This is a genomic window from uncultured Pseudoramibacter sp. (assembly GCF_903789625.1).
Lineage (GTDB): Bacteria > Bacillota > Clostridia > Eubacteriales > Eubacteriaceae > Pseudoramibacter > Pseudoramibacter fermentans.
Genome location: NZ_CAIFFF010000011.1, coordinates 32,688 through 59,276, shown reverse-complemented (window position 1 = coordinate 59,276; position 26,589 = coordinate 32,688). Strand labels below are relative to the sequence as shown.

21 protein-coding genes are annotated in these 26,589 nt (G+C 48.7%); 20 read left to right on the top strand and 1 reads right to left on the bottom strand.

From position 1 onward, the window contains the following. The first annotated feature begins 236 nt into the window (after nucleotides 1-236). The 3 genes from QZX60_RS07135 (at nucleotide 237) to prfB (ending at nucleotide 5,877) form a co-directional block, all read left to right on the top strand. Complete coding sequence (locus tag QZX60_RS07135; protein ID WP_295362981.1) at nucleotides 237-2,081, top strand: DUF5317 family protein; 1,845 nt, start codon at nucleotides 237-239, stop codon at nucleotides 2,079-2,081. Nucleotides 2,082-2,224: 143 nt separating this feature from the next. Then, a complete protein-coding gene (gene secA, locus QZX60_RS07130; protein ID WP_295362977.1) occupies nucleotides 2,225-4,738 on the top strand; it encodes a preprotein translocase subunit SecA in 2,514 nt (837 codons plus the stop codon). 35 nt (nucleotides 4,739-4,773) lie between these two features. Next, nucleotides 4,774-5,877, top strand: a complete 1,104-nt coding sequence (gene prfB, locus QZX60_RS07125) for a peptide chain release factor 2 (protein ID WP_295362973.1) — start codon at nucleotides 4,774-4,776, stop codon at nucleotides 5,875-5,877. Between the two features lie 69 nt (nucleotides 5,878-5,946). Here the strand turns inward: prfB and pyrE are convergent, their stop codons facing one another. Beyond that, on the bottom strand, nucleotides 5,947-6,615 hold the full coding sequence (gene pyrE, locus QZX60_RS07120; protein ID WP_295362970.1) for an orotate phosphoribosyltransferase: 669 nt from the start codon (nucleotides 6,613-6,615) through the stop codon (nucleotides 5,947-5,949). Nucleotides 6,616-7,469: 854 nt separating this feature from the next. Here pyrE and QZX60_RS07115 point away from each other — a divergent pair. From QZX60_RS07115 to QZX60_RS07035, 17 genes are all read left to right on the top strand, one after another. Further along, entirely contained in the window at nucleotides 7,470-8,030 is a 561-nt protein-coding gene (locus QZX60_RS07115) for a hypothetical protein (RefSeq protein WP_295362969.1), read from the top strand. A gap of 2 nt (nucleotides 8,031-8,032) precedes the next feature. After that, complete coding sequence (locus tag QZX60_RS07110; protein WP_295362965.1) at nucleotides 8,033-8,899, top strand: TlyA family RNA methyltransferase; 867 nt, start codon at nucleotides 8,033-8,035, stop codon at nucleotides 8,897-8,899. Then, nucleotides 8,896-9,780, top strand: coding sequence for an NAD(+)/NADH kinase (locus QZX60_RS07105; protein ID WP_295362962.1), 885 nt, complete (start codon nucleotides 8,896-8,898; stop codon nucleotides 9,778-9,780). The genes QZX60_RS07110 and QZX60_RS07105 overlap by 4 nt, the downstream gene beginning before the upstream one ends. A gap of 38 nt (nucleotides 9,781-9,818) precedes the next feature. Next, nucleotides 9,819-10,277: an arginine repressor gene (gene argR, locus QZX60_RS07100; protein WP_295362960.1), complete on the top strand. Its 459-nt coding sequence runs from the start codon at nucleotides 9,819-9,821 to the stop codon at nucleotides 10,275-10,277. A 27-nt stretch (nucleotides 10,278-10,304) separates the two neighbouring features. Continuing rightward, complete coding sequence (gene recN / locus QZX60_RS07095; RefSeq protein ID WP_295362958.1) at nucleotides 10,305-12,047, top strand: DNA repair protein RecN; 1,743 nt, start codon at nucleotides 10,305-10,307, stop codon at nucleotides 12,045-12,047. After that, nucleotides 12,044-12,811: a prolipoprotein diacylglyceryl transferase gene (gene lgt / locus QZX60_RS07090; RefSeq protein WP_295362955.1), complete on the top strand. Its 768-nt coding sequence runs from the start codon at nucleotides 12,044-12,046 to the stop codon at nucleotides 12,809-12,811. Before recN ends, lgt begins: the two co-directional genes overlap by 4 nt. A 194-nt stretch (nucleotides 12,812-13,005) precedes the next feature. Then, nucleotides 13,006-14,496 (top strand): ATP-binding cassette domain-containing protein, encoded by a 1,491-nt coding sequence (locus QZX60_RS07085; protein ID WP_295362952.1) that lies wholly within the window; start codon nucleotides 13,006-13,008, stop codon nucleotides 14,494-14,496. A 2-nt stretch (nucleotides 14,497-14,498) separates the two neighbouring features. Continuing rightward, nucleotides 14,499-15,356 carry an ABC transporter permease gene (locus tag QZX60_RS07080; protein WP_295362949.1) on the top strand — a complete coding sequence of 286 codons (858 nt, stop codon included), beginning with the start codon at nucleotides 14,499-14,501 and terminating at the stop codon, nucleotides 15,354-15,356. A 34-nt stretch (nucleotides 15,357-15,390) separates the two neighbouring features. Further along, entirely contained in the window at nucleotides 15,391-16,443 is a 1,053-nt protein-coding gene (locus QZX60_RS07075) for an FHA domain-containing protein (RefSeq protein WP_295362946.1), read from the top strand. 4 nt (nucleotides 16,444-16,447) lie between these two features. Further along, on the top strand, nucleotides 16,448-17,923 hold the full coding sequence (locus QZX60_RS07070; RefSeq protein ID WP_295362945.1) for an FHA domain-containing protein: 1,476 nt from the start codon (nucleotides 16,448-16,450) through the stop codon (nucleotides 17,921-17,923). Further along, a complete protein-coding gene (locus QZX60_RS07065) occupies nucleotides 17,916-19,922 on the top strand; it encodes a serine/threonine-protein kinase (protein ID WP_295362942.1) in 2,007 nt (668 codons plus the stop codon). The genes QZX60_RS07070 and QZX60_RS07065 overlap by 8 nt, the downstream gene beginning before the upstream one ends. A gap of 3 nt (nucleotides 19,923-19,925) precedes the next feature. Continuing rightward, complete coding sequence (locus QZX60_RS07060; RefSeq protein ID WP_295362939.1) at nucleotides 19,926-20,246, top strand: hypothetical protein; 321 nt, start codon at nucleotides 19,926-19,928, stop codon at nucleotides 20,244-20,246. Between the two features lie 27 nt (nucleotides 20,247-20,273). Further along, nucleotides 20,274-21,962: a tetratricopeptide repeat protein gene (locus QZX60_RS07055; protein WP_295362937.1), complete on the top strand. Its 1,689-nt coding sequence runs from the start codon at nucleotides 20,274-20,276 to the stop codon at nucleotides 21,960-21,962. A 35-nt stretch (nucleotides 21,963-21,997) separates the two neighbouring features. Then, on the top strand, nucleotides 21,998-23,500 hold the full coding sequence (locus QZX60_RS07050; protein ID WP_295362935.1) for a DUF5050 domain-containing protein: 1,503 nt from the start codon (nucleotides 21,998-22,000) through the stop codon (nucleotides 23,498-23,500). Between the two features lie 189 nt (nucleotides 23,501-23,689). Beyond that, nucleotides 23,690-24,451: a DeoR/GlpR family DNA-binding transcription regulator gene (locus QZX60_RS07045; RefSeq protein ID WP_295362933.1), complete on the top strand. Its 762-nt coding sequence runs from the start codon at nucleotides 23,690-23,692 to the stop codon at nucleotides 24,449-24,451. Further along, entirely contained in the window at nucleotides 24,448-25,368 is a 921-nt protein-coding gene (pfkB, locus tag QZX60_RS07040; RefSeq protein WP_295362930.1) for a 1-phosphofructokinase, read from the top strand. The genes QZX60_RS07045 and pfkB overlap by 4 nt, the downstream gene beginning before the upstream one ends. Nucleotides 25,369-25,413: 45 nt before the next feature. After that, nucleotides 25,414-26,589, top strand: a 1,176-nt coding sequence (locus tag QZX60_RS07035) for a fructose PTS transporter subunit IIA (RefSeq protein WP_295362927.1), incomplete at its 3' end; no start/stop codon positions are given.

The window sequence follows — 26,589 nt, the reverse complement described above, 5'->3', positions numbered from 1 at the left end:
ATCGCATTAAAAATACCCTCCTTACTGGTTTGTCCAGTAAAGAGGGTACATATCACTAAGTACTTTTAGCGGGTGTTTTATTGACAGGGGTAGGGTTTTGTTTTAAAATTACTTTAGTTTACCTTTGCATTAATATAGAAGAAAAGGCAAAAATATAAAATTAAAATGGGCGTCATCCATCACACGAAATGTGGATAATACGATGGAGAACAATATCAAAATTTAGGGTGGAATCAATGTTTGTTATATTAGCGATTGTTATCGGATTGATCGTGGGGGCTGCGAGAGGCGGCTCTATCGGACTGATGAGAAAACGAAAAATCAATCTATGGCCGATCGGTCTGGTCGGCATTATACTGCAGATTGTACTCCACCTTTATTTTTATTTTGGGCAGGCGAGCGGCATTACGACCTTTTTGAATTTCGCCAGCTACGTCTGCATTTTGCTGATGCTCATTTTCAATTTTGACGATTTGTGGGCCATTCTGCTCACCGTTGGGACGACGGCCAATTTTATCGTCGCTTTTATCAACGGCGGCAAGATGCCCGTTACGCCAACGATCGTGAGTGCTCTTACCAATGCCAATTTGTCTGCCGGCATTACCCGTGGCATTAACGCGGTGTATACGCCGCTCTCCAGAGCGACGACGGCCCTTTGGATGCTCGGGATTAATACGCAGATCCCATACGTTTCGCGAATCACCTCCTATTACGGCGGTGTGGGCGGATTTTCAATTGGAAGCGTGCTCGTCTTTGTCGGCCTTTTGGGCTGGGTACAGCACGCGATGCAGGGGAACAAACAGCAGGATCCCTTCTCTGAAGAGCTCAACGAAGGGGATGCGGATTACATTATCTCGCCTGACGAAAACAGCATGATCGAAGAAATGGCTCAGAAAAAAGAAACGGGTTACGAAACCGGTCCCCTTGACTGGCTGAATCAGGATTCTGAAACTTTGTTTGGTCAGGAAATCAAGCAGCAGACAGGCGAAATGCCACCGGTAAAGCCAGAAAAAAAAGCGGCGAGAAAGCCAAAAAAACGTCGAGTATCGCAGGAACCAGCGCGGCCTGAGGCAGACGCCACGAAAGGCCAGAAACCTGAGGAGGCTCAAAACAAGCAGCCCGAAAAGACGACAGTGCTGCCCGATTTGTCGCCGGAATTGCTGGAACGAATCAAATCCCACAATTCAGGCGCGGTGAAAAAACGCCCGGCGTCGACTGTTTCAGACGACACGCGGGTTTTTACCACATTGAAGGATTTGGGAAAATACGATACGAAGCCCATTGATACAGGATTTTCAGCGTCAGCCCAGAGAGAAAGAAAAGAAGCAGAGGATTTTGCGGAATCTGGATTTTTCACACAGTCGTTCTACACAGAGCGGGAAAAAGGAAAATTGGCTTTTGGCTCTCAACCGAGCGGCGACAGCAGAGAAAAAGCAGCAAAACCAACAGAGACGTATCGTCGGGCAATAAATAATCAGGAGGATAAGAATCAAATGGCGGATTACAAACCAACAGAAGGCGACACAGTCAAATCAACAGCAGCAGCAGAACAGCCGAAACCGGCAGCACCGAAAAGAAATACGCAGCAGACAACGACGCAGTCTTCAAGCGCGTCACGATGGGAAATGCCTGAAAAGACAAAGAAAACAAAATCTGAAACGACCGCTAAAAAAATCAATCCATATCGTAAATACAGCGACGAAGAAGCGGCTAGACGAGCCGATGCGTCTCGCGATAACGAAAAGCAGATGCTGAACATTTGGCATCAGGTTTCGGAAGATACGCGCGCGCTGCGCCAGCGCGGCCGCCGGAGCGCCAGCGAAGAAGTGCAGTCCGACAGCCCGTTCAGCAGATCGGAAGCGGAACGCAAACGGCTGAAGCAGCAGCACAACCGCGCCGCAGCACAGAAAAGCGAAAACGAAATCGCCTCCGCGCAAAAGCCGAAGACGGGCGGCAATAAAAAACAGGCCGCTGCGGCTAATGTTACCAACGATGAAGATCGGGAACGGATCGGCTTTGAAAAAGTCGAAATCAATGTGGACAACCGGAAGGTTTCCTTCTGGAGAAAAAAGAAATCCTAAGCATCAGGAAAAATACGTGTTTGAAATGGAAAGGGCTGTGTATTCAGCCTTTTTTGTTTGAAAGCTTTATTTGCCTTTCAGACGAACATGATATAAAATAAGCCAACACATTCACATGATTTGAAATAAGGAGATTGAAATATATGGGATTTTTGCAAAATCTTTTTGATCCGAGCAAAAAAGAAGTAAAAAAATTAAGCAAGGTCGCGGATCAGATCGTCGCGTTGGAGGATGAATACAAGGCGTTGTCTGACGACGACTTAAAACACAAAACCGTCGAATTTAAAGAACGTTACGCCAACGGTGAAACTTTGGACGATTTGCTGGTTGAAGCCTTTGCAACAGTTCGGGAGGCGGCAGCCCGCACAGTCAATATGCGACATTTCCCGGTACAGCTCATCGGGGGCATGGTGCTCCACAACGGTGACATCGCAGAAATGCGCACCGGTGAAGGGAAAACCCTGGTGGCGACACTGCCGGCTTATTTGAACGCGTTGAGCGGTGAAGGGGTTTATATTGTAACGGTCAACGACTACCTGGCACGTCGAGACAGCGAATGGATGGGCAAGATCTATAAATTCCTCGGCATGAGCGTCGGTTTGGTGATCCCTGATTTATCCTACGAAGAAAAACAGGCCGCCTATCGTTCGGATATTATTTACGGGACAAACAACGAATTTGGATTTGACTACCTGCGCGACAACATGGTCACGTCCAAGGAAGAACAGGTGCAGCGCGGTCTGCACTACGCGATCATCGACGAAGTCGACTCCGTCCTCATCGATGAAGCCCGGACGCCGCTCATCATTTCCGGAAGCGGTGACGAAAGTACCGATCTTTACCGTACGGCTGATATTTTCGCCAAGAGCTTAAAGGACGACGACTACGAAAAGGACGAAAAGGAAAAGGCCGTCACACTGACTGAAAAAGGGACGGCTAAGGCTGAAAAATTCTTCGGCATCAAAAACTTGGCCGACGTTGAAAACATGGAAATCATGCACAACATCAACCAGGCGCTGTACGCCAATACGTTGATGACCAAGGACGTCGATTATATTGTCAAGAACGACGAAATCATCATCATCGACGAATTTACTGGACGCCAGATGCCGGGCCGCCGTTATTCCAACGGCCTGCATCAGGCGATTGAAGCCAAGGAACACGTCACAGTGAACCGCGAATCCAGAACGATGGCGACGATCACCTTCCAGAACTATTTCAGAATGTTTGATAAGCTGGCTGGGATGACCGGGACGGCGAAAACGGAAGAAGAAGAATTCAATACGATTTACAATTTGAACGTCGTGACCATTCCGACCAATAAACCGATGATTCGTCAGGATTTAAACGATTTGGTCTACCGGACGGAAAAGGCGAAGTTCAAGGCCGTCACAGAAGACGTCAAGCGGCGCCACGCCAAAGGACAGCCGGTGTTGATCGGGACGATTTCCATTGAAAAATCAGAATTACTGAGCAAATACCTGCGCCGCGAAGGCATTAAGCACAACGTCTTGAACGCCAAGCACCTCGAAAAAGAAGCGGAAATCATTTCTCAAGCCGGACAAAAGGGCGCGGTCACGATCTCGACCAACATGGCCGGCCGTGGGACGGATATTGTGCTCGGCGAGGGCGTCGCAGAACTCGGCGGGCTGCACATCATCGGGACAGAACGCCACGAATCCAGACGTATTGACAATCAGCTGCGCGGCCGTGCCGGTCGTCAGGGCGACCCAGGCTCCACGCAGTTTTTCCTGTCGCTTGAAGATGATCTGATGCGTATTTTCGGCTCCGACCGCATCAAATCGGTGGTGGAAAACCTTGGGATGGACGACGAAACGCCGCTGGATGCCAAGATGTTAAACCGCAGCATCGAAAGTGCCCAGAAAAAAGTTGAAGCGCGCAACTTCGATATTCGTAAAAACGTTCTGCAGTACGACAACGTCATGAACCGTCAGCGTGAAATCATCTACGCCCAGCGTCAGGAAGTGCTGGACGGCAAGAACATGCACGAACAGATTGACAAGATGACGAAGGATTTGATTAACGATTACGTCGACATGTACACCAACGCCGGCGATTCGCTGGAAGACTGGGACGTCAAGAAGCTCAAACGCTATTTCGGCGAATTCCTGCCGGTCGACCGCCTGCAATTCGAAGAAGGTGTTACGGTTCAGGACATCAAGGATCAGCTGTACGCCTTCTGCCGTGAAAATTACCAGTCAAAGGTCGCATTGATCGGCGAAGACGAAATGGAAAATATGGAACGGGTGATTCTGCTCCGCGCGGTCGACGCGGCCTGGATGGTGCACATCGACGACATGGAACAGCTCAAGGAAGGCATCGGCCTGCGGGCGTACGGTCAAAACGACCCGGTTGTCGCGTATACGGACGAAGGGTTCAAGATGTTCGAGGACATGAACGCTGAAATCCAGGAAGAAACCGTCAAATACATTTACAATATGAAAATCAAGCTTGTGCCGCCGAAACAGCGGCAGAGACGGGCGCAGATGCACACCAACGAGGCCCAGATCACAGGACAGGGCAGTGAAGAACCGGTTCAAAAGACGATCCACAAAAAGAAAATCGGCCGGAATGATCCGTGCCCGTGCGGCAGCGGCAAGAAATACAAGAATTGCCACGGCCGTTACGCGAACTGATGCCGACCAAAATGAATTGAGAAAGGAACAGGATATTGATAGATTTATACGAAGCGCGGCAGGCTGTGAACGGCATGTCCGGCGAAATGGCGGATTTGGGCAAGTCCTTGAATCTGCCGGAGCTGGACGCCAGACTCAAGGAACTGGAACAGCAGACCACCGCGCCCGATTTTTGGAACGATCAGAAAACGGCGCAGAAGGTTCTGAAGGAAGAAACTCTGCTGCGAAGCAAACAGAAGCGCTACAATGAAGTGAAGAGCGATCTCGAAGATGTAGAGGTTATGCTGGAACTGGCAGAAGAAGGGGAAAGCGACGGCGAGCTCGAAGGGATGCTGAGTGCCTTCCAAAAAGAATTTGACGACTATAAGGTCGAAATGCTGCTTTCCGGCGAATACGACAGCAACAACGCGATCATTTCACTGCACCCGGGGGCTGGCGGAACTGAATCCCACGACTGGGCGTCGATGCTGCTGCGGATGTACGTGCGCTGGGCGGAAAACAAGGGCTTTAAGGTCAAGCAGCTGGATTATCAGCCCGGGGACATCGCCGGCATCAAGAGTGCGACTCTGCTCATCGAAGGGATCAACGCCTACGGTTATTTGAAAACCGAACGCGGCGTGCACCGGCTGGTGCGCATTTCCCCCTTTGATTCATCCGGGCGCCGCCACACCTCTTTCGCGTCGTTGGATGTAACGCCGCAGGTCGATGATTCCATCGACATTGAAATCAATCCGGACGACATCCGGGTGGATACCTACCGATCCAGCGGCGCTGGCGGCCAGCACGTTAACAAGACGTCGTCGGCTATCCGCATCACCCACATTCCGACAGGTGTCGTCGTGCAGTGTCAGAACGAACGCAGCCAGCACCAAAACAAGGAAGTGGCGATGAACATGCTGAAATCCAAGCTTCTGGAAATCATGGAACAGGAAAAGAAGGAAAAGCTGGAGGACGTCGTCGGCGACTATTCGCAAATCGCCTGGGGCTCTCAGATCCGTTCCTACGTGTTCCATCCGTACACGATGGTCAAAGACCACCGCACCGGTGTCGAAGTCGGGAATATCCAGAGCGTTATGGACGGCGATCTCGACCAGTTCATGAACGCTGAGCTCAGACGCGAAGCGGAAGAAAACGCGTAAGAAAAAACGCAGGCAAAAATAAAAATGCGAAAGGCTGAAAAGTCTTTCGCATTTTTTTAATCACAAAATTTACGCACCGTAATCTTTTAAGTGCTGTTCGATCTTAGCTTTCATCGTGTCGTCGATAACGATTTTGCCGTCGACAGGGTGATTGTAGAGATGGCTTAAGATATCTTCAATCGTGACCATCGGGTGGGTTTCAATGCCGAGGGTTTCGCTGATTTCCTGAACTGCGGTTTTGTCGCCGTCGCCCTTTTCCATACGGTCGACGGAAATGATCAGGCTCTTAACCTTGACATTGTCAGCCAGAGATTGAAGCAGCGGCACCGATTCCTTGACTGAGGTGCCCGCGGTGATGACGTCTTCGACGATCATCGCGGTGTCGCCGGACTGAGGACGATAGCCGATGATCGAACCGCCTTCGCCGTGATCCTTTGCTTCCTTGCGGTTGAAGCAGTACGGGATGTCCACGTTGTGATCCCGGTAGAGGGATGCGGATGCGCTGATGACCAGCGGAATACCCTTGTAAGCCGGGCCGTACAGGAAATCGATGCCGTCTAAATGTTCTGAAATTTCATCCGCGTAGTACTGGCCGAGTTTGGCAATTTGTTCGGAAGTACGGTAATTGCCAGTGTTGATGAAATACGGGGTCGGGCGGCCGCTTTTGGTGATGAAATCACCGAAGGTCAGGACGCCGGAACGCACCATAAAATCGATAAAGTCGTCTTGATAACGCATGATAGCCTCCGTTTTTTCTTAAATTATAGCTTAAAGAGGGCACGGCACGCAAGGGCGGCGCTTGACGAACTGAGAAGATGTGCATATAATATTCAGGATTAAAGGAAGTAGTATCCTAGTCGGAACTTCTGGTCTCGAGGGCGGGCCTAAAAATCCGTCGAAGGGCATATCGATGAAGTCTCTTGGCAGGGCCTTTGACGCCCAGTTGGGGGTTTTGCCAGGAGGTTAAGAAGGAGGGGGCATCCTGCAACGGCATGCAGATCATGACCCTGCCTTCGTGGAGACTTCTGCGCTACTGGAAGGGTGTAACAATACGGCGGTGTTCATCGCAGCAAGCGCTTCTGAGTAAGCAGAGGGAAAACCTGGGGACAAGTCAGGGCCTGTTGTGGCCTGAGAAGATTTTGAACCAGCGTAGCCTGCCTTGAGTGGTTTGGGTAGATGGTCTGACAGTTGCCATGTTGTCAGGGCCCGACAAGTGGCAATATTGCGACCGAAACCCTTATTGCAAAAGAGGCTAAAGGTCAGAAGGGCCGCCGCGGAAAACGCCTAGGCTATTTGAAAGAGGTCTGGCAGGGATTAAAGTGCACGCTTAGTGGCAATCCAGTCCCAACTTTTTAAGCTGGAGAATCGGATAATGAGAAATCGCTCATCCGGCGACGGATAGTCTCGATTCTGGGAAATCCTACTGGACTTATGTTGCAAAGTTTACTTGTCAGATTTTCCTTTAATCGTTTTTTTAGGATTATGCATCGTCATAGTCCTTTTTTATTGGATGAGTTTACGTTATAATAAAAATATCATTAAAATGAAATTTTATGCAATTTGAGATAAAATCAGAAAGGAAGTTTAACGGATTGGCAAAGACCAAAAAAGCGAAGAACGACCGAAAGAAATGGATCACCCTCGTGGCGGTGGGCACTTTTCTGTCGACCTTTGTGATTGATTATATTTCCGATACAGTGCTGTCCAACGCAAACCTGATCGTCGCGATTGTGATTCTGTTTTTGATCGTCGCTGTCGGTATTTTTATGGATATGATCGGCATTGCGGTGACGGCGGTGAAAATTGAGCCTTTCAACGCGATGGCCTCTCGAAAAATCAAAGGGGCGAAAACGGCAGTGAAGATCGTCAAAAACGCGTCGAAGGTGTCATCGGTGTGCTGCGATGTCATCGGCGATATCTGCGGTATCATCTCAGGGAGCGTCGCCGTATCCATTACGAGTCAGCTGGCGCAGTTTTACAAGCTTTCGAGTTCGATGCTGCTGGGCCTTTTGATTTCTGCGTCGGTCGCGTGCATTACGGTCGGCGGAAAGGCAATTTTTAAAGATATCGGTATGAAACAGGGCGTGCGCATTGTGTCGGGACTGTCCCGAAGCATCGCAACCGTCCGGGGATTTTTTAATAAACACGAATAAAAATGGCAAAACAAAAAGAACGATTAGATAAAAAATTAGTGGAACTGGGACTTTTCGACAGCCGGGAAAAGGCGAAAAAATCCATCATGGCGGGCCTTGTTGAAATTGATGGGACCGTGCACACGAAGGCTGGGGATCAGGTGCCAGCGGCGCTCTCGAAGGAACAGGTAACGCTCAAGGGTGAGGGCCTGCCCTACGTGAGCCGGGGCGGCTTCAAGCTTGAAAAGGGGCTTAAAGTCTTCGATTTCCCGGTGCAGGACCGCTGGTTTCTCGACATCGGCGCGTCGACCGGCGGTTTCACCGATGTGCTGCTTCAGAACGGTGCCGGCCACGTGACGTCCATTGACGTCGGCTACGGTCAGTTTGACTGGAAGCTGAGAAACGACGAACGGGTCACGTGCATGGAGCGGACGAATTTCAGAAAGACCACGCCGGAAGACATCGGCGGTCTCGCGGATGGGTCGGTTATGGACGTGAGCTTCATTTCGATTTTGAAGCTGATGCCGGCGATCAGCCGCTGTGTCAAGGATGGCGCCTTGGGCATATGGCTCATCAAGCCTCAGTTTGAAGCAGGCAAGGAAAATGTCGGGAAAAACGGCGTCGTTCGGGATCCTGAAATCCACAAAAAGGTTTTGATCGAGACCACCTCCGGCATCGAAGCGAACGGCTTTTCGGTTCTGGGTTTGTCCTTCTCGCCGATTCGGGGACCGAAGGGCAATATCGAATTTTTATGCTTTTCGAGAAAGGAAGGCGAAGGGATGCCGGTCGATCATCAAGAAGCCATTTCAGGCATAGATAGCATTGCGGCGCTGGTTGAAAGCGCTCACGAACACTTTAGACATCATGGACAGGGAAATGAAACATCATGACACAAAATCAAAACACACCAAAACCCATGCGGACAATCGGCATCTACATTAATACGGACAAGCAGAACGCCTACGAAACGGCCTTTCGCTGTGTGAAATACCTCCTCAAGCAGGGGATCACGCCAATGATGCTCCACAATCAGTACGCAGAAATCGGCGGTATTGCCGGCGTCAAGGCCTGCTTTAAGGATCAGTTTTTCAGCGCGCCGGACTGTATTGTCGTGCTGGGCGGCGACGGCACGCTCCTCGGCATTGCCAGGCAGGCCAGCGCCTACGAAACGCCGATCTGCGGCATCAATTTGGGAAAGCTCGGTTTTCTGACCAACGGCGACGCAGGTTCTTACGAGGAAATTCTGCAGCTGCTCATCGATGGCGATTACACCCTCGATAAGCGCTCGATGATCGTCAGCACGGTGAAGAAGCTGAACGGCGAGTACGAATCTCAGGTGGCTCTCAACGATTTGGTCGTCAAGGCCATTGGCATCCGCATGATCAAGCTGACCGTCAAGGTTGACGGTGCGCTTTTGGATGAATACAGCGGCGACGGCGTCATTCTCGCGACGCCGACAGGGTCGACGGCATACTCACTAGCGGCCGGAGGACCGGTGGTAGACCCGCGGGCCGACGTGCTGCTGCTCAATCCGATCTGTCCGCACCGGCTGCACGACAAGTCGTATATTTTGCCGGGGTCAGCCGCGGTCGACATCAGTCTGCCGGGCAGCGTCGGCGAGGTGATCGTTTCGGCGGATGGCCAGGTGCAGATGTCGTTAAGCTTCGGCGAACACCTGCACATCGAAAAGGCACCGTACATGACCAATCTCGTTTTATTCCAAAACCGTAATTTTTACGAACAGCTGCGGAAAAAATTCGCAGATCATTAATAGATTAAATAAAAAAGGTAAAAGAAAGGAAGGCATTCATGAAAGGGACGCGGCAATCCGAAATTCTGCACATCATCGAAACACATAAAATAGAAACGCAGGAAGAGCTGGCCCGTTATTTGGAGCAGGAGGGTTATCGTGTGACCCAGGCGACGGTCTCCAGGGATATCAAGGAGCTGAGGCTGATTAAGGTCGCGGACAAAAATGGCGGACAGCGCTATTCCGTGATGCAGGATATGAAGGGCATCTACGACGAGCGGGTCAAGAACGTATTTAGACAGTCCGTGATGCGCGTGGATACCGCGGGGTTTATCATCGTGCTGCACACGCTGCCGGGCATGGCCCAGGCGGCGGCCATGGCCGTCGATAATCTGAACTGGCCGGAAATTGTCGGCACCATTGCAGGCGACGACACGATTTTTGTCGCCCTTCGAAATGAGAAGGACAAGGAAAGCATCGCCGAACAATTCCGCAAGCTGATGAAGGGCTTGCTGTAATGTGACAGGGAAAAGGGAGAAAACAATATGCTGAAGCGGATCTCAATTGCCAATTACGCGCTGATTGACAAGCTCGAGGTGGATTTTGACGACCGCCTTAACGTCATCACCGGTGAAACCGGCGCCGGTAAATCCATCGTGATTGACGCGCTGACGCTGATCCTCGGGCAGCGCGGTAATCGTAAAAACATTCGCGCCGGTGCGGGCAAGCTTTCAGTTCAGGGGGTCTTCGAGATTGACCCGGAGGGGCCGGTGGCGAAAAAGCTTTCAGACATGGCGATTCCAGTCGAGGACAGGACCCTGATCCTCAATCGATCGTTAACGCAGAACGGCCGCAATACCTGCCGCATCAACGGTTTTGCGGTGACGGTCGCACAATTGAAGGCGATCGGGCAGGACCTTGTCGATATTCATTCTCAGCACGAAAACAACTCGCTGTTTCAGGCCGCCGCGCAGAGACGGCTGCTTGACGCCTGGGGCGGCGGCGAGGTGGCAGAGCTGCTGAGTCAGACCCGTCAGCAGGCCGAGCGGCTCAAGGAGCTGAGCCGACAGATTAAGGCCCAGGCGCAGGATGACAGAGAGCTCGCCAGACAGAAACAGGTGCTGGCCTTTGAAATTAAGGATATCGAAGACGCCCACCTCCGCGCCGGCGAAGACGAGACGTTGGAAAAGGAACAGCGGATTCTCGAAAACAGCGAGATGCTCTTTTCTCAGGTTGAAACCGGCAGGCAGCTGCTCAACGGCAGAGACGACGATACGGACGGTATGTTTTCGCAGCTCAGCGAGGTGCAGCGGATTGTCGGGCGTTTGAGCCAGTTTGACGACGCGTTTAAGCCCTACCAGACCGCGCTGGAGACAGCATCCGCGGAGCTTTCGGAGCTTTCGATTGAGCTGGCCAGCTATCAGGAGGATTTGAATTTCGAGCCGGGCCGCCTCGACGAGGTGGAAAAGCGGTTGTCGCTGATCGACAGCTTAAAGCGCAAGTACGGCGACACGGTTGAAGAGATCATTGCTTACGGGGCGCATTTAAACGAACAGTACGACAATCTCGCTCATCATGACGACAGACTCAACGCGATGAAAAAGGAATACGCCGAGCTTTGGAAGGCGTACCGTCAAACCGCCAGAGCCCTCCACGAAAAACGGATCCAGGCGGCGAAGTCTTTAGAGGCCGCAATTGAAGGGCAGTTGGCCGATCTGGCCATGCCCCGAGCGCGTTTTGTCATCTCGGTGGAGGAGGATGAACAGATCATCGCCCCTTGGGGCAACGATCAGGTGAACTTTAAAATTTCGGTTAACCCCGGCACACCGATTCGTCTATTGAAGGAAGTGGCCAGCGGCGGTGAAATCTCGCGGATCATGCTGGCCATTAAATGCATTTTCGGCCGTTACGACCGCGTCGAGACGATGATCTTTGATGAAATCGATACGGGGATCAGCGGGCGGACCGCGCAGGTCGTCGCTGAAAAAATTCTGCAGCTCTCCCGTGAGCGTCAGGTGATTACGATCACTCACCTGCCGCAGATCACGGCGATGGCAGACGCCCATTTCCGCGTCGTCAAACAGGGCGACGACAGCACTACCCAGGTCAGCTTTGATCGGCTTGATGATATGGAAAGCCGAGACGAGCTTGCACGGATGCTCTCCGGCGCGAAGGTGACGGACTTGTCGGAAACCCACGCGAAGGAAATGCTCGCGATGGCGGCACAGCAGAAAGCCGCGTATTTCAAAGACGCCAATCAAAATAATCAGAAAGAAGTGAATCCATGAGCGCACCGAACCCCATTGCATTACAAATCGGCTCCCTGACCGTCAGGTGGTACGGCATTTTGATCGCCTCAGCATTGGTGATTGGTCTGCTGATCGCCGCGAAACGCTCAGATAAAGCGGGTATCAAACGGGACGACATTTACGACTTTTTTATTATCATGGTGCCGTCGATCATCGTCGGCGCCAGGCTCTGGTACGTGATTTTTCAGTGGTCCTACTACAGCCGATACCCTGGAGACATTGTCAAAATTTGGAACGGCGGGCTCGCGATCCACGGCGGCATCATCGCAGGGCTGATCGCCGGCGCATTTTTCTGCAGGGCGCGGAAGCTCTCGTTTTTGAAGCTGGCCGACGTGTTCATTCCAGCCCTGCCCCTGGGGCAGGCGATCGGCCGATGGGGCAATTTTTTTAATCAGGAAGCCTACGGCAGACAGACCAATCTGCCCTGGGCCATCACCGTTCACGACCCCAGCTTCGGCTGGATTCGCGTGCATCCCACCTTTCTTTACGAATCGATTTGGGATTTATGCGTGTTTTTGATTCTCATTTTTGTGATTGAGCGGAAATTCAAAAAGTCGGACGGTGAGCTGCTGTTCAGTTATTTCATTCTGTATTCGATCGGCCGGTTTTTTATCGAAGGTCTTCGAACCGACAGCTTGATGTTTTTCGGGCTGCGCACTGCTCAGCTCGTCAGTCTGATGCTGATTGCGGTCGGGATCATTGGGCTGGTGTGGCTGAAAAGGAGAAAAAGAATTCAATCGTAGTTTTTTAAAAAAATAAACACAAATATAAAGATCGGAATTGCAGCGTTTTTGCAGTTCTGATCTTTTTTAATGAAAAAAATTAGCAGATTGAGTTTTTATAAAAGGTGCTTATCAATAAATGACTTTATGTGCCTTACGTGTTAAAATTAAGCATATATACAGAAAAATGATGGACTTATTTAGAAAGGAAAACGATGGAATTCGAGAATCCGACGGCGAGCTTGTTGATTCTACAAGACAACGCGCAAAAAATTGAAATCCTCACATTAAAACAGGAAAAAAATGTGATCGGGAGAGTTTCATTTGACGCGGAAAAAACAAATCAGGTCGATATTGCGCTGACTTCTAAATTTGTTTCGCATCGGCACGGCCAGATGATTTACCAAAACAATCGTTGGTTTTATCAAGACCTGAACAGCAGGAACGGCATTTTCATCGATGGCCGGCGCATCGCTCACGATCAGAAGCTTTACCAATTGAAGGACGGTACGATTCTTTATATTGGTGGGGACGAGCAGTTTATGAAAATGTACCGCGGAGAAGGCGTGCTGATGATTTTCCTGCTGGGGGATTACAGTAAACAGCAATGGGAAAAAGTTGCACTCAACGACATGCTTGACCACGGCGATGTGACAATGGGCAGAGCCCCTTCCTGTGATATCAGATTGGACAGCTTTTCTGTCGCCCAGATTCAAGGCACCTTTACCCGCCGAAACGGTCAGATCATTTATCACAATACTGCTCAAAAAAATCTGGCGTTCATCGACAATCATCCGATCCGCAGTGATATTTATCTCAAAGACAATAACGTCCTCATTTTTGGCAATATCAAAATGATCTATATTTCGGGACTGCTGATCTATTTAGCGCCAAATTCGGGAGAACGGTTGACTATTCACGAACTGTGCAGAACCGTTCAAGTGCGGGATCGCGGGCTCAAAAAAAAGGACAAAGTTATTCTAGATCACATCAATGTAGAATTTACATCCTCGGAGCTGGTCGCGATTTTAGGCACGTCAGGCGCTGGTAAATCGACATTTGTGAATTGCGTGATCGGTTACGAGAAATTGACGAGCGGTTCGGTCGAAATCAATGGGCAGGATTTTAACAGCTCCGCTGAAAAAAATTTAATCGGCTACGTGCCGCAAATGGATTTAATCCGGCCCAATTTAACTGTGATGAAAACACTTGAATACGTAGCGAAGCTTCGATTGAATTCCGATGTGACGCAGCAGGAACGGAAAAGAAAAATAGAAGAGTGCCTTAAAATGCTGGATATTGGTCCGGCCAAATGGCAAAGCCGTATTCGAGAACTCTCCGGGGGCGAGCGCAAACGGGTCAGCATCGCTAGCGAATTAATTCCAGATCCAAAGCTCCTTTTTTTGGACGAGCCAACGTCGGGGTTAGACCCCAGAACGGAAAAGCTGCTTGTGTTAGCGCTGCAAAAATTAGCGCATCAGCACAATAAAACATTGATCGTCATTACCCATACGTTAAAAAATATTGAGCAATTTGACAAGCTGCTGTTTATCGGACCTGGCGGCAGGGCGTGTTTCTACGGGACCCCTGAAAATGCGCTGAAATTTTTTGATGTCGAGGATTTGGTTGACGCCTACGGCAAGGTTGAAAGGAACGTTAAAACTTACGCCGATCGGTATCGCCGTCAATATTTCAGGGAGAAATGATCATGTACAAAAATAAAAGAAAGCCAGGGTTTATTGAGCAGCTGGGCACGCTGTTTTGTCGAGACGTTGAATTGTTTGTGGTCGAAAAATCCAAAATATTCATCACGTTGTTCTTTCCAATCGTGATCGCGGTATTGATTGTTTACGTCACGCACAGTATCTTTTTTGATACGTATGAAGGGACCAAATCTTCGCTGTTCACCATTGTCAGCGCCAGTATTTACATCGGCATGTTCAATGCGCTGACGGCGATTTGCCAGGAACGGCGCATTGTGAAGCACGAGTATCTAACTGGGATGAATCTTTGGTCGTACGTCTTTGCGCAGGTGCTGTGGCAGGGCGTTGTGTGTATTGTGCAGACTGTTGTTTTTATGACCTATTATTGGCATCATATCGATTTCCCAACCAAGGGGATTTATTTCATCAGCACACTGCCTGAATATTTTATCAGTCTTTTTCTCGTGATGTACGCGGCGGATGTGACCGGGATTTTTATTTCGTGTCTAGTCAAGAAAAATGAAACGGCGAATCTGCTGGCACCGCTGGTCGTGATTTGTCAACTGATTTTTAGCGGCGTCCTCTTTGAGCTAAAGGGATTTTCCAAGAAAATAGCCAATGTCATGATTAGCAAATGGGGCATGGAAGCGATGGGGAGTATTGCCCGATTAAATGGCTTGACCCTGAAAATTCAAAAGAAGTATAAAAATACAGGGATGAGTTTTCCACACAAGGCAGAAAATGCATATACGGCAAAGGCGGCACATCTGTTTTTTGATTGGAGAATACTTTTAATTTATATTTTGATTCTGGCAGTGGCCAGTGTCTTAGTATTGTTTCGAGTGAAAAAAGATCAACGGTAGATAAAGAGAGTTTTAAAGGATAAAGGAGTTTGTGATGAGTAAAAAAATGATGGTACCGGCTGTCTTAAAATCAGAAGATCAGGCAATCAATATTGATGAGTCTCCGTTTAATATCGGCAGCTTTAAAGATTTCTGTCAAATGACAATAGACGGAGACGATATTGCGCCTATTCACTGCTGCATTGTTTTCAATCAGGGAGAATGGCAGATTATCGATCAGAAAGGCCTTGGCGGTGTGACCGTCAATGGAGAACGCATGGAACCCGGCAGTACACAGACCCTTCAAAACGGGGATCAGATTGAAATTGGATCTAAGGGATTCGTATTTTCTTCAATGCCTACTTTATTTTTACAAGATGAAATAAAAGAACTGGAAGATGACTATCACACGATGATCGTATCGGCAGATCCTGAAAAAGCTAAGGATATCGTTGCGCGGCTTTGGCAGAAAATTGAAATGGTCAACCGAATTTCGGACGGCGCCAGTCAAGAAGAACCCAATAGCGGATCGGACGATATTGCGCCAGCTCAAACAAACGAAGCGGCGCAGAGCCGACGTACCGGAGAATTTGAAGGTTTTGAGGCTGAAGAATCAGATTTTAACGCATCTGAAGACGAAGCGGTGGCAGCGGATGGTGAATTTGAAAATCGCGGAAATCCAATTGAAAATGCTGAAAATGAAGTCAAGCAGGGAAGTATTTTAGCCAGCAGAAGAGTCAGAGCAGTCGATCCAGATGAGTACAACATTGAAAATGAAGAACAAAGCGGATTCGACACTTTACCGATTTGTATCTTTAATTCGAATGATCCGGCCATTCCGTCTTTCGAAATTCAGAAAACGCCTTTTTCTATTGGACGCAGCAGCTCGTGTGACCAAACTTTAAAATATAGAGGCATGAGCCGCAAACATGCCACCGTGTTAAGAGATGACAGCAATCAATATTTATTAATTAGGGATGAAGGGTCTACAAACGGGACATTTGTCAATGACCGAAAATTGGAGGCTCATACAGAAATGCGCATCCAAACGGGAGACCGCGTCAGATTTTACAAGACGGCTTTTACCGTACAGATCACCCAGGATTGATGCGATGGACACAAAAATTAATAAAAGCGTTATTTTCTATTCGGTTCTCATTGGCGTTGCCTTAATTGCGACGATGCTGCCGTGGATGAGCGTCGGCGTTTCGAGAAGTGCAAGCCAATCATTAGGGTCTGGATTTACGCTGCCGCGAACGATAAGAAGCATCATCAACGGTACGGCCGCGCTGTCGCAAATCCTCGATGTCAATCTTTCGGATTTTGTCGATGCCATTGGCGCCTCCAATTTATCTTTTATGTTTGCGGTATCACTGTTGATTTATATTGAACCGGTCGTGTTTGGCCTTGCGTATTATTTTTTACTTGCGAAAAAAGAAACGGATCGCTTTGTCAGGATGACCCTCTTTGGCTTGGCAGTGATTGTGGTGATGCCGATAATTTATATTTTATTTTGTTCTAATTTGAACAGTAAAATTAAGCAGGCTATTAGTACAGGACTCAGTATTTTTGGATTATCCGGTTCTTCAAGTGTCAGCCTTTTTCATGTTGGCGCGGGATTAATTCTTGCACTTCTCGTCGGATTATTTGGTCTGCTGTACACATTGATTGTTCGTCAGATGGTCAAAAGTGGCCAAAAGGTTTCTCCGCTTAGTATGGAAATATCGGGACTTGATGGCATTAATTCAAATCAGAAAGAGGTTTATCCAAAGCAGATGCCGACGCAAACAGAAGATAAACCACCACGCCCCAGCGCTGCGTCCCCAAGGACCATTGTGGTCGAGTTGTGTGAAATTGGCGATGAACCGCGCCGTTTGGCATTAACCCATTTTCCGGCTGTGATTGGCAGTGACGATAAGCTTTCCTCAGTAGTAATTGGTGCGCCGTCTGTCGGCGCGAAGCACTGCATGATCAATGTTGAGGGTGATCAGGCGATGATTTGCGACTTGGGTTCGGCGAATGGTACGTATATCGAAAACGAAAAATTAAGTCCGAGGGAATATTACGCGATGATGGACGGCGATCATCTCAAAATTGGTGAAGTGTCGTTACTGGTTAAGATTAGTCAGAGAGTCGTGGCCAAGAAAGTGCAAAAGATAGCGCCTTTGCCTTCAGAATCACAGGTGAATGAAACAGAGGAAACAACCGTGTTGTCAAATATGCCCGAAATGTCGGAAGAAAGGGTCGGCAGTGAGACGATTCCGATCAATTATAATGGCGGAGAATCGCCGTTCCCGAGGAAAATCATGACTTGGCTTGACGGAAGAGACACCTTTATGATCACAAAGACACCCTTTATTCTCGGCCGAGAAGCAGAAAAAGTCGATTTCGTGATTGACGATCGCGGTATCAGCCATCAGCATCTAGCTATTGTCCGCGAAAATGAAGAATTTTTTGCAGAAGATTTAAATTCAAAAAACGGCATTAAGATCAATGGAGTTCAGGCGGCGCCAGGCGCAAAGGTCAAAATTCACAGTGGCGATGTCATCACGATAGGCGTCAGAAATTACAGGTTTGAAGATGAATGACGAGCAGAATCGACTGATTGAAGTCAAAAAAGACATTCAGACGCTTTTTCAAAATCGTTACCGGGTTGTCGCGCTGCTTGGCCGAGGCGGTATGGGCGAGGTGTACCTCGCTGTGACGAATGATCAAGCTGCAATTCAGCGAGCTATTAAAATCATTCATAAAGGAAATCATTCGAAGTTAAATGCCTACGACGAAGTGGAAGCACTGACACAGATCAAAAATCCCGGCGTTCCGAGAATTGTTGAAATTGAACAGAATGATAAAGCGTTTTTCATCGTTCAAGAATACGTTAAGGGCAAATCTTTTCAGAAAATTGTGAAAGAAAGCGGCAGGGTTTCTGAAGATACGGTGCTTTTGTGGATGCAGGATGTAGCGAAAATCATCGAGGCTGTTCACAATGAAGGATTCCTCCATCTTGATATCAAGCCGGACAATATCATCATTCAGGGAGACGGAAAGGCGAAGCTCATTGATTTTGGAGTCGCCCAAAAATTAGAAAAACGCTCAGATGGTGCGGGCGGCATTTTCGGATCCAGATATTACACCGCGCCGGAACGCCTGCGCGGCGAACCCAATGACTATCGAACGGATGTGTTTGGGTACGGCGCGACTTTTTATTTCCTGGTAACGGGAGAGCGGCCGCCGGCAATTAAGCCTAATGACGAAGCGCCGATCACAATAATGAAGCGGAAATTGGCGTCAGTCCAGTCGCCGGTGATTCGTTTTATCCTGCAAAATTGTATCAGCTTTAATCCCGACCGCAGATATCAAAACTTTAGGGATATCCATTCCGCTCTTCTTCAGAAGGATTTATACAATCAAGCTGTTCTCAATGAGGAAAAAAAGAGAAAAACGCGGCTATACGGGATCATGGCCATGTTTGCGGCTGGGATCATTTTGATCGCAGGCGGTGGCTTGTGTTTGAATACGGCGCGCAATAATCGATACGACGCGCTGATTAACCAAGGCGAGACCTACATGACAAGCAGCAATTTGAAGAAGGCAAAAAAATGCTACCAGCATGCCATTAAGCTCAAAAAAGGGGAACCTGCCGGGTATCAGGGATTGTACGAAACGTACACGGCAAAAAAAGAATACAATAAAGTCATTCAGGGCATCTTGGAATTATTCGGCAATGAGCCGTCGATGAGCGACAGCGCTGAGCTGCGCTATCTTCTCGGCAACGCTTATTACGAAAATGGCGATTACGATCAAGCCGAGTACAATCTAAAAAAAGCGGTGGCGCTTAAACCGTCGCTGGAAGAGCATCTGGTTCTCGGCTTGACCTATTGCGCAGAGGGACGATACGAAAAGGCACAGCAGGTCATCCAAGACCTGCGCAAAGATGGCAAAAATACCGACGGCGCCGACTATCTGTCGGGGCAGATCAGCGAAAAGCAGAACGACGAATCGGACGCGATCAGTGATTACAAGCAGGTGATCGACGAAACGAAGAATCATGCGCTCAAACAGCGGGCGATTTTGTCATTAGCTGGTCTTTATCGGCATCGGAAGAGCTTTTACGATGAAATCAATGTGTTGGAGACGGCACAAAGCGAGGATGCCTTTGCCAACAACATTCCAATAAGAGAGCAGCTGGGAGAGGCTTATTATTACGCGGCAGAAAACGGCGGCCGTTCGTATTACAAAAAGGCGATTGATCAGTATCAAAAGCTCATTGACAGCGGCTTTTCTTCCGCACAGACTTACCGCAACTTAGCCATCTGCTATCAAAAATACGGGAATTACGCGCAGGCTGACGCAACGCTCGACCAGATGATTCAAGCTTACCCTGACGATTATACGGGATACATGCAGCGTTGTTATCTGATTTTGGAAGAGGAAGAAAATAAGGATCAGGATCAACGGGATTATTCTGCATTTGAAACCAATTACCGGGCGATGATGAACCGAGCCGGCGATGCGGCATCCGATGATTCTGAAATCGCGGTACTGGAAAGTCGTTATGAAGAGCTTCAGGAGAAAGGATGGTTATAGCGTATGGTGATTGGGTTCATCCTCATCGCGATCGGTGCGGCCGTCATCGTGGCCGCGGCCATTTTATTAAAAAAATATTTGAATACCAGGTATGATATTTCTGTCGACGAATTTGACCGCAAATTTAGACACGAACGTTTGATCGCGTCTGAAGAGCTGACGAATGACGACAAGTACGAAGAAATTGCTGAAAAATACGGCATTACGCCGGAGCAGCTCGATGCGGAAATCAGGCAAAAAAGCACGCAGTTTAATGATGAAATTGAAGCCGATGGATTAGATGCGGCATCACTTCAGGACGATGAGCAAACAGAAAAGCTGTAGCAGACAGCGTGCGCATGAGGAGAAAAAATGATAGATGATTACGAAGTAACAGAGGATTTAACTGCGCCTCAAAAGAACGAAGAGGCCCCGGGGCAGGTCCCAAAACCAGTAAAAAGGCCCAAAACGATCTGGACAAAACGAATGAAGATCTTGATCCCCGTTTTGATGGCTGCCATTGTGGTGCTCTGCGTATTTGGCTACAAAATTTACGCCCACTCACAATACGAAAAAAAGCTCGATCTGGCGGAAAAATATATGGACGACGGGAAAATTGCCCAAGCGAAGCTGGCCTTTGAGGATGCGGCACAGATCGAAAAGAAAAATCCCGAGCCCTATGTCGAAATGGGGAAAATGTACTTTGACAATTCAGATTATGACAAAGCGATTAAATACCTCAGTACAGCGAACCAGCGTCAAGAAACCAGCGAAAGCTATAACAAGATTGCGGACAGCTACGAGGAAAAAGGTGACGACAAAAAGGCTGAGGAAAATCGGGAAAAGGCAGAAGAACTTTCTAAAAAAGAGACGGCACGGCATAGCGTTTTCAGCGCGAAAAACAATAGTAATGTGTCCGGCGCGTCCAATGCGGGAAATACCAATGGCAATTTGACTTATTCAGGCACAACGTCGGATTCTTCTTTTGCAGCGGGAGGCAGAATGGTGCATGCCGGCGAGTGGACGTATTACAGCACAGTAAACGGTCTGTTCCGGACGGATGGCAGCAAGGTCAAACAATTGTCAGACGAAGCGTACGCCAGTTTGAATGTCTACAAGAATAAATTTTACGTCTTAGAAACGGATGACGGCGAACAAAAAGTTGAAAGTATGGATCTCGATGCTGAAAACGAAAAAGAAGTTTACAGCACGAAGGACAACGACATTGCAGAGGTCATGGTCTACAAAGACAAAATCTACGTGATCAAGACGGATGCAGGTGAAGGCACTGATTGGCAGGAAGGCGGCAATAACTTTGGACCGACGACAAGTGTGACTGCGATGGATTTAGATGGCAGCCATCAAAAGAAAGTTTTGTCTAAGTCCAATACCGGTGGACAGGTCAGCATTGATAATGGCCTCATCTATTATTACGATGCTGAAAATGCTGCGATCCGCAGTGTCAATTTAACTGGCGGCGATGATCAATTGGTTCTTGAGGCCAAAAATTTAAGTGATTACGGCACAGATACAATCCCATCCTTTTATGTTGACAATCAGCATGTGTATTATACAGCCTTTGTCGGTAATTATATTGATTATAATTTAAAAACGAAAGACAAGGTTACATTTGAATCAGAAGATTGGCAGCACACTTATATTTTGAACAAAGACTCAAATGGTAAATACGTTTATGTGATTAGTTATGAAGAATCCGATTCGAGCAGTTACAACAGTGACGAGAATAACGATTATGATGACGGTGAAGATGACAGCTACGATAGCGATGAGGACTACGAAAGCGACGAAGACTACGATTATGACGACACTGAGGATGACTATGACAGCTATTCGTATATATCGAGCGGCGCTCCTTACACGCTGTGGCGGATCGATGCCGATGGCGGCAATGTGACGAAGCTGTACACCAGCGATTCGGGAAACAGCAGCGTCGGCTTCGTGTATGCCAATGACGATGGCGTTTTTGTCATGGAAAACAGCGGGGCGGTTAAATTAATCGATTCAGATGGGAATGTGACGGAATTAGAAACAGATGATTAATGCGATGAAAGATAAATTGAGGTTATGGTGCTTAAATGATAAATGATTACGAAGAAACAGAAGAGTTAGAGCCTATCTCTGATCCCAACTCGTACAAACCCGCCGGTCAGCAGAAAAACAACAATAAAATAATTCTATTAGTTGTGATTCTCATTGCGGCTGCAGCGGTTGTTCTAGGTTATTTTGACATTCGCCACATTCAGTACCGCAAAAAGATCGAGCAAGCGGCCGCTTATCAGGACGCAGGGAAGACGGATCAGGCGAAGCAAGCCTACAAAGAGGCGGCGGCGCTTCAGAAACGCAATGCCTATCCTTACACGCAGCTGGGTGAAATCTATCTCGATCAGGGGGCGTACAATCAAGCGATCAAGTATCTGAAACTTGCCAACGACAGAGAAGGATCATCCGAGACGTATACCGCGCTCGGTGACGCTTACACGGGAAAGGGCGATGCTCAAAAAGCAGCGGCAGCTTATAAAAAGGCAGACAAACAGACCGATACGGAGACGAATCAGTATCAGAAAGAAAAGGCCGGCAACACCAACGGCAATCTCGAGTTCAGCTATACGGACATCTGCGTCACTGGCGGCCATACCGTTAAATCCGGGAAATGGCTCTACTATACATCTGATGATGCGATTTACCGCTCGAATGGCAAAAAGACAGAGAAGCTGCAGAATAATTATGGCCAGTTCCTTAACTTTTATAATGGCTGCCTCTATTACGAATGTGATTTAGAGGATGGTGGATGTGGCATCTACAAGCTCAATCCTGAGAATAAGAAGGAAGAAACGGTGTACGAAAATTCCGATGCTTCCAAAAGTATCGAATGGATGAAAGTGTACCGTGGACGAATTTATTATGTGGTGGCCAACGCCGATTTGATTGACAACCTGCAGCCTGGCAGTATCCACTCGATGAAACTCGACGGCAGCGGCAAGAAAACCGTCGTCGATTCAGATGTGTATTACAATTCAGTCAGCATCGATAATGGCCATATCTACTACATCAAACACAGCCAGAGAGAATACGTCCGCACTGATTTAAACGGATCAAATTCAGAAGATGTCGTCAGCTTTTCAGACGGCCTTTACGCCAATAACAGAGGCGCAAGAGAACCGCGGGTCGTCTATACGGACCAGGATCACGTGATCTATTGGCTGGACAAAAAGATTCACGTTTTGAATTTGAAGACCGACAAAACCTTCGACATCGAACAACCAGATGATGTTTTCGGTTACGAACAGCTCAACCATGACTCTGATGGTAAGTATTATTACCTGTTGACAGATGATGAACAGGTAACCGGTCGCGGAAAAGGCAATCATTTGGATCGGTACAGCGTGTGGCGTCTTGACAGCGACGGTACCAACTACAAAAAGCTGTACTCGTTTGAATCGACGATGATCCCCTGCCAGTCCGCTTACGGTGACAAGATTTGCGTTAATTATTATACGGGAGCTAGACAAAAGGTTGATGTGATCGACGCGGAAACCGGTAAAGCTACAACTTATATTGATTTACCGCGAGATAACTAAACGACAGATCAACTGTTTAGACCAATGAAGCAGAATATTTCCACAAGCATCTTCAGAATTTTGGAGATGCTTTTTTTGTAAAAAACGTGATGATTATTGATTAAAAATGAATAAAAATGATTGACTTTGAAAGAAAAGGGGAGTATACTACGAGTAAAGAGATCGAAAATCGAAAGATGAGTGACCACCATGTTGACTGAAGAAAGACAAGCAATTATTTTACAAAACATTAAAGAAAAGGGCTCGATGACGGTTGCTGAGTTAAGTGATCTGCTCCACATTTCCGAATCGACGGTCCGAAGGGACCTCAGTGCGATGGATTCGGAAGGGCTGATTAACAAGGTTCACGGCGGCGCGACAGCTCGGATTGGAAATCTTTTCTCGACTCGCGAAAGCGAAATCGGGATGAAGCGCACGCAGTTCCAGCAGGAAAAGGCAGCGATCGGTAAGAAAGCGGCCAGCTTAATCGAGCCGGACGATTTCGTTTATATCGATGCCGGCAGCACGACAGAAGCGTTGGCGCGGGCAATTGTCGGCCAACCCAAGACCGAGGCCATCTATGTGACTAACGGCCTAATTCAAGCTGAAATCCTGCTTCACAACGGCTGCACGGTTTACGTGTTGGAAGGGCGTCTGCGTCCCGAAACCGAAGCGATTGTCGGCAGCGGCGCGATCAATTCCCTCAAAAAATACCAGTTTACGATCGGATTTTTCGGCACAAACGGGATTGACTACAATCTCGGATACACGACACCGGACATTGAAGAGTCCGAGGTAAAACGGGACGCGTTCAGCCGATGCCTGAAAACCTACGTTTTAGCGGATAATTCGAAATTTAACCACATCACACCGGTGACCTTCGGCAATTTGTCCGATGCGGTGATCATTACCAATCAATTAACCGACAAGCGGTATAAACAAAGAGTAAAAATTTTGGAGGCTGATACATGATTTACACAGTTACGTTCAATCCGTCGCTCGACTACATCGTCAGCGTGGAACATTTCAAATTGGGTCAGGTCAACCGCACGCACGCGGAACTGCTTTATCCCGGCGGCAAAGGGGTCAACGTCGCGATCGTGCTCGGACATCTGGGTATGAAGGCGGTGGCGCTCGGCTTCACAGCTGGCTTTACCGGAGATAAAATCCAGGACATGCTGGCCGAACAGGGCGTGGCAACGGACTTCATCAAGATTGACAACGGGATGAGCCGCATCAACGTCAAGCTGAGAAGCGATGAAGAAAGTGAAATCAATGGGATGGGTCCTGTGATTGCCGATACAGACCTGGAAAAGCTGTACGAAAAATTGGATCAGCTCAAGGCAGGCGATACGCTGGTGCTTGCCGGCAGCATTCCGGCCAGCATGCCAGGGGACATTTACGAAAGAATCATGGCGAGACTGGAAGGCAGAGGTATCGAAATTGTCGTTGACGCGACAAAAGATTTGCTGCTCAACGTCCTGCCTTACCATCCGTTTTTGATCAAGCCGAACAATCACGAATTGGGCGACATGTTTGGGGTGACCCTTGAAACGAACGAAGAAATCGTCACCTACGCTAAAAAGCTGCAGGACAAGGGCGCGCGCAACGTGCTGATCTCGATGGCTGGAGACGGCGCAATCCTCGTCGCGGAAAACGGCGAAATCATTCAGAGCCCGGCGCCGAAGGGCAAGGTCAAAAATTCGGTCGGCGCGGGCGATTCCATGGTCGCCGGTTTCATCACAGGCTTCCATAAAAACGACGGCGATCTGAAGTCGGCCTTCAAGATGGGCGTCGCGACCGGTTCTGCCTCGGCCTTCTCTGACGGCCTGGCCACGGCAGAAGATGTTGAAAAAGTACTGGCTGAAGTCAATTCATTCGGTATTTAAATTTATAATCATTATTGTTCATAATTATTTTCGCAGGAGGGAAATATGAGAATTACGGATTTGCTCAAGAAGGAAGGGATTGAGCTGAATGGCCCGTCGGGCACCAAAGCGGAAACCATCTCCAATATGGTCAAGCTGATGACGGCGACAGGGAACATCAACGATCCTGAAGGCTATGAAGCGGCGCTGACCAAGCGTGAACAGGAAGGCACGACTGGGATCGGCGAAGGGATTGCGATTCCCCACGGGAAAACAGCAGCGGTTGACCACGCAGGTCTCGCCTGCATGGTCTGTAAAGATGGGACGGAATTCGATTCGATGGATGGCCAGCCGGCCAACTTGATCTTCGCGATTGCTGTTCCAAACAACGCGGACAACACCCACTTGGAAATGCTGTCCAGATTGTCGATGATGCTGATGGATGAAGATTTCAGAAAAGAACTCATCGACTGTGACGACAAAGATGAATTCTTGAAAATCATCGACGCCAAGGAAACAGAAAAATTCGGCGATGAAGAGCTCGACATTCCGGAAGAACCGGCAAAAGAAGAACCGGCGTCATCCCGATACGATCTGTTAGCCGTTACGGCCTGCCCGACAGGGATTGCCCACACCTACATGGCGGCGGAATCTCTCGAAGAAAAAGCTAAGAAAATGGGCTACACGATCAAGGTTGAAACCAACGGCTCCGGCGGGATCAAAAATAAACTTACCCCGGAAGAAATTGAAGGCGCAAAGGGCATCATCGTCGCAGCGGACAAAAAGGTTGAAATGGACCGTTTCGACGGCAAGCACGTGTTGATTACTAAAGTTGCGGACGGTATCAACAAACCGGAACAGCTGATTAACGACGCCCTCGCACAAAAGGGTGCGGTTTACCACGCAGCTGCCGGCGCATCGAAGTCGGATGACGACGAAAGCGGCGAAGAAGAATCTGTTGGCCGCAAGATTTACAAAGACCTGATGAACGGCGTTTCCCACATGCTGCCATTCGTCATTGGCGGTGGGATCATGATGGCGCTGTCCTTCTTGATCGACGCCGGCAACATCGGTTCATCCTTTGGGACCGGCACACCGGTCGCTGCGTTCTTCAACCAGGTTGGGAACGGCGCATTCGCATTCATGCTGCCGGTACTCGCTGGGTTTATCGCGATGAGTATTGCGGACCGTCCAGGTCTGGCAGTCGGGTTTGTCGGCGGCTGGCTCGCGAAAGAAGGGATC

Excerpts from the sequence above, each read along its gene's own strand:
- recN (WP_295362958.1), top strand. The coding sequence starts at position 10,305 with ATGCTGAAGCGGATCTCAATTGCCAATTACGCGCTGATTGACAAGCTC.
- QZX60_RS07050 (WP_295362935.1), top strand. The coding sequence starts at position 21,998 with ATGATAAATGATTACGAAGAAACAGAAGAGTTAGAGCCTATCTCTGAT.
- pyrE (WP_295362970.1), bottom strand. The coding sequence starts at position 6,615 with ATGCGTTATCAAGACGACTTTATCGATTTTATGGTGCGTTCCGGCGTC.
- QZX60_RS07080 (WP_295362949.1), top strand. The coding sequence starts at position 14,499 with ATGTACAAAAATAAAAGAAAGCCAGGGTTTATTGAGCAGCTGGGCACG.
- QZX60_RS07060 (WP_295362939.1), top strand. The coding sequence starts at position 19,926 with ATGGTGATTGGGTTCATCCTCATCGCGATCGGTGCGGCCGTCATCGTG.
- QZX60_RS07105 (WP_295362962.1), top strand. The coding sequence starts at position 8,896 with ATGACACAAAATCAAAACACACCAAAACCCATGCGGACAATCGGCATC.
- argR (WP_295362960.1), top strand. The coding sequence starts at position 9,819 with ATGAAAGGGACGCGGCAATCCGAAATTCTGCACATCATCGAAACACAT.
- QZX60_RS07135 (WP_295362981.1), top strand. The coding sequence starts at position 237 with ATGTTTGTTATATTAGCGATTGTTATCGGATTGATCGTGGGGGCTGCG.
- lgt (WP_295362955.1), top strand. The coding sequence starts at position 12,044 with ATGAGCGCACCGAACCCCATTGCATTACAAATCGGCTCCCTGACCGTC.
- pfkB (WP_295362930.1), top strand. The coding sequence starts at position 24,448 with ATGATTTACACAGTTACGTTCAATCCGTCGCTCGACTACATCGTCAGC.
- QZX60_RS07070 (WP_295362945.1), top strand. The coding sequence starts at position 16,448 with ATGGACACAAAAATTAATAAAAGCGTTATTTTCTATTCGGTTCTCATT.
- QZX60_RS07075 (WP_295362946.1), top strand. The coding sequence starts at position 15,391 with ATGAGTAAAAAAATGATGGTACCGGCTGTCTTAAAATCAGAAGATCAG.
- QZX60_RS07110 (WP_295362965.1), top strand. The coding sequence starts at position 8,033 with ATGGCAAAACAAAAAGAACGATTAGATAAAAAATTAGTGGAACTGGGA.
- QZX60_RS07085 (WP_295362952.1), top strand. The coding sequence starts at position 13,006 with ATGGAATTCGAGAATCCGACGGCGAGCTTGTTGATTCTACAAGACAAC.
- QZX60_RS07065 (WP_295362942.1), top strand. The coding sequence starts at position 17,916 with ATGAATGACGAGCAGAATCGACTGATTGAAGTCAAAAAAGACATTCAG.
- secA (WP_295362977.1), top strand. The coding sequence starts at position 2,225 with ATGGGATTTTTGCAAAATCTTTTTGATCCGAGCAAAAAAGAAGTAAAA.
- QZX60_RS07055 (WP_295362937.1), top strand. The coding sequence starts at position 20,274 with ATGATAGATGATTACGAAGTAACAGAGGATTTAACTGCGCCTCAAAAG.
- QZX60_RS07045 (WP_295362933.1), top strand. The coding sequence starts at position 23,690 with ATGTTGACTGAAGAAAGACAAGCAATTATTTTACAAAACATTAAAGAA.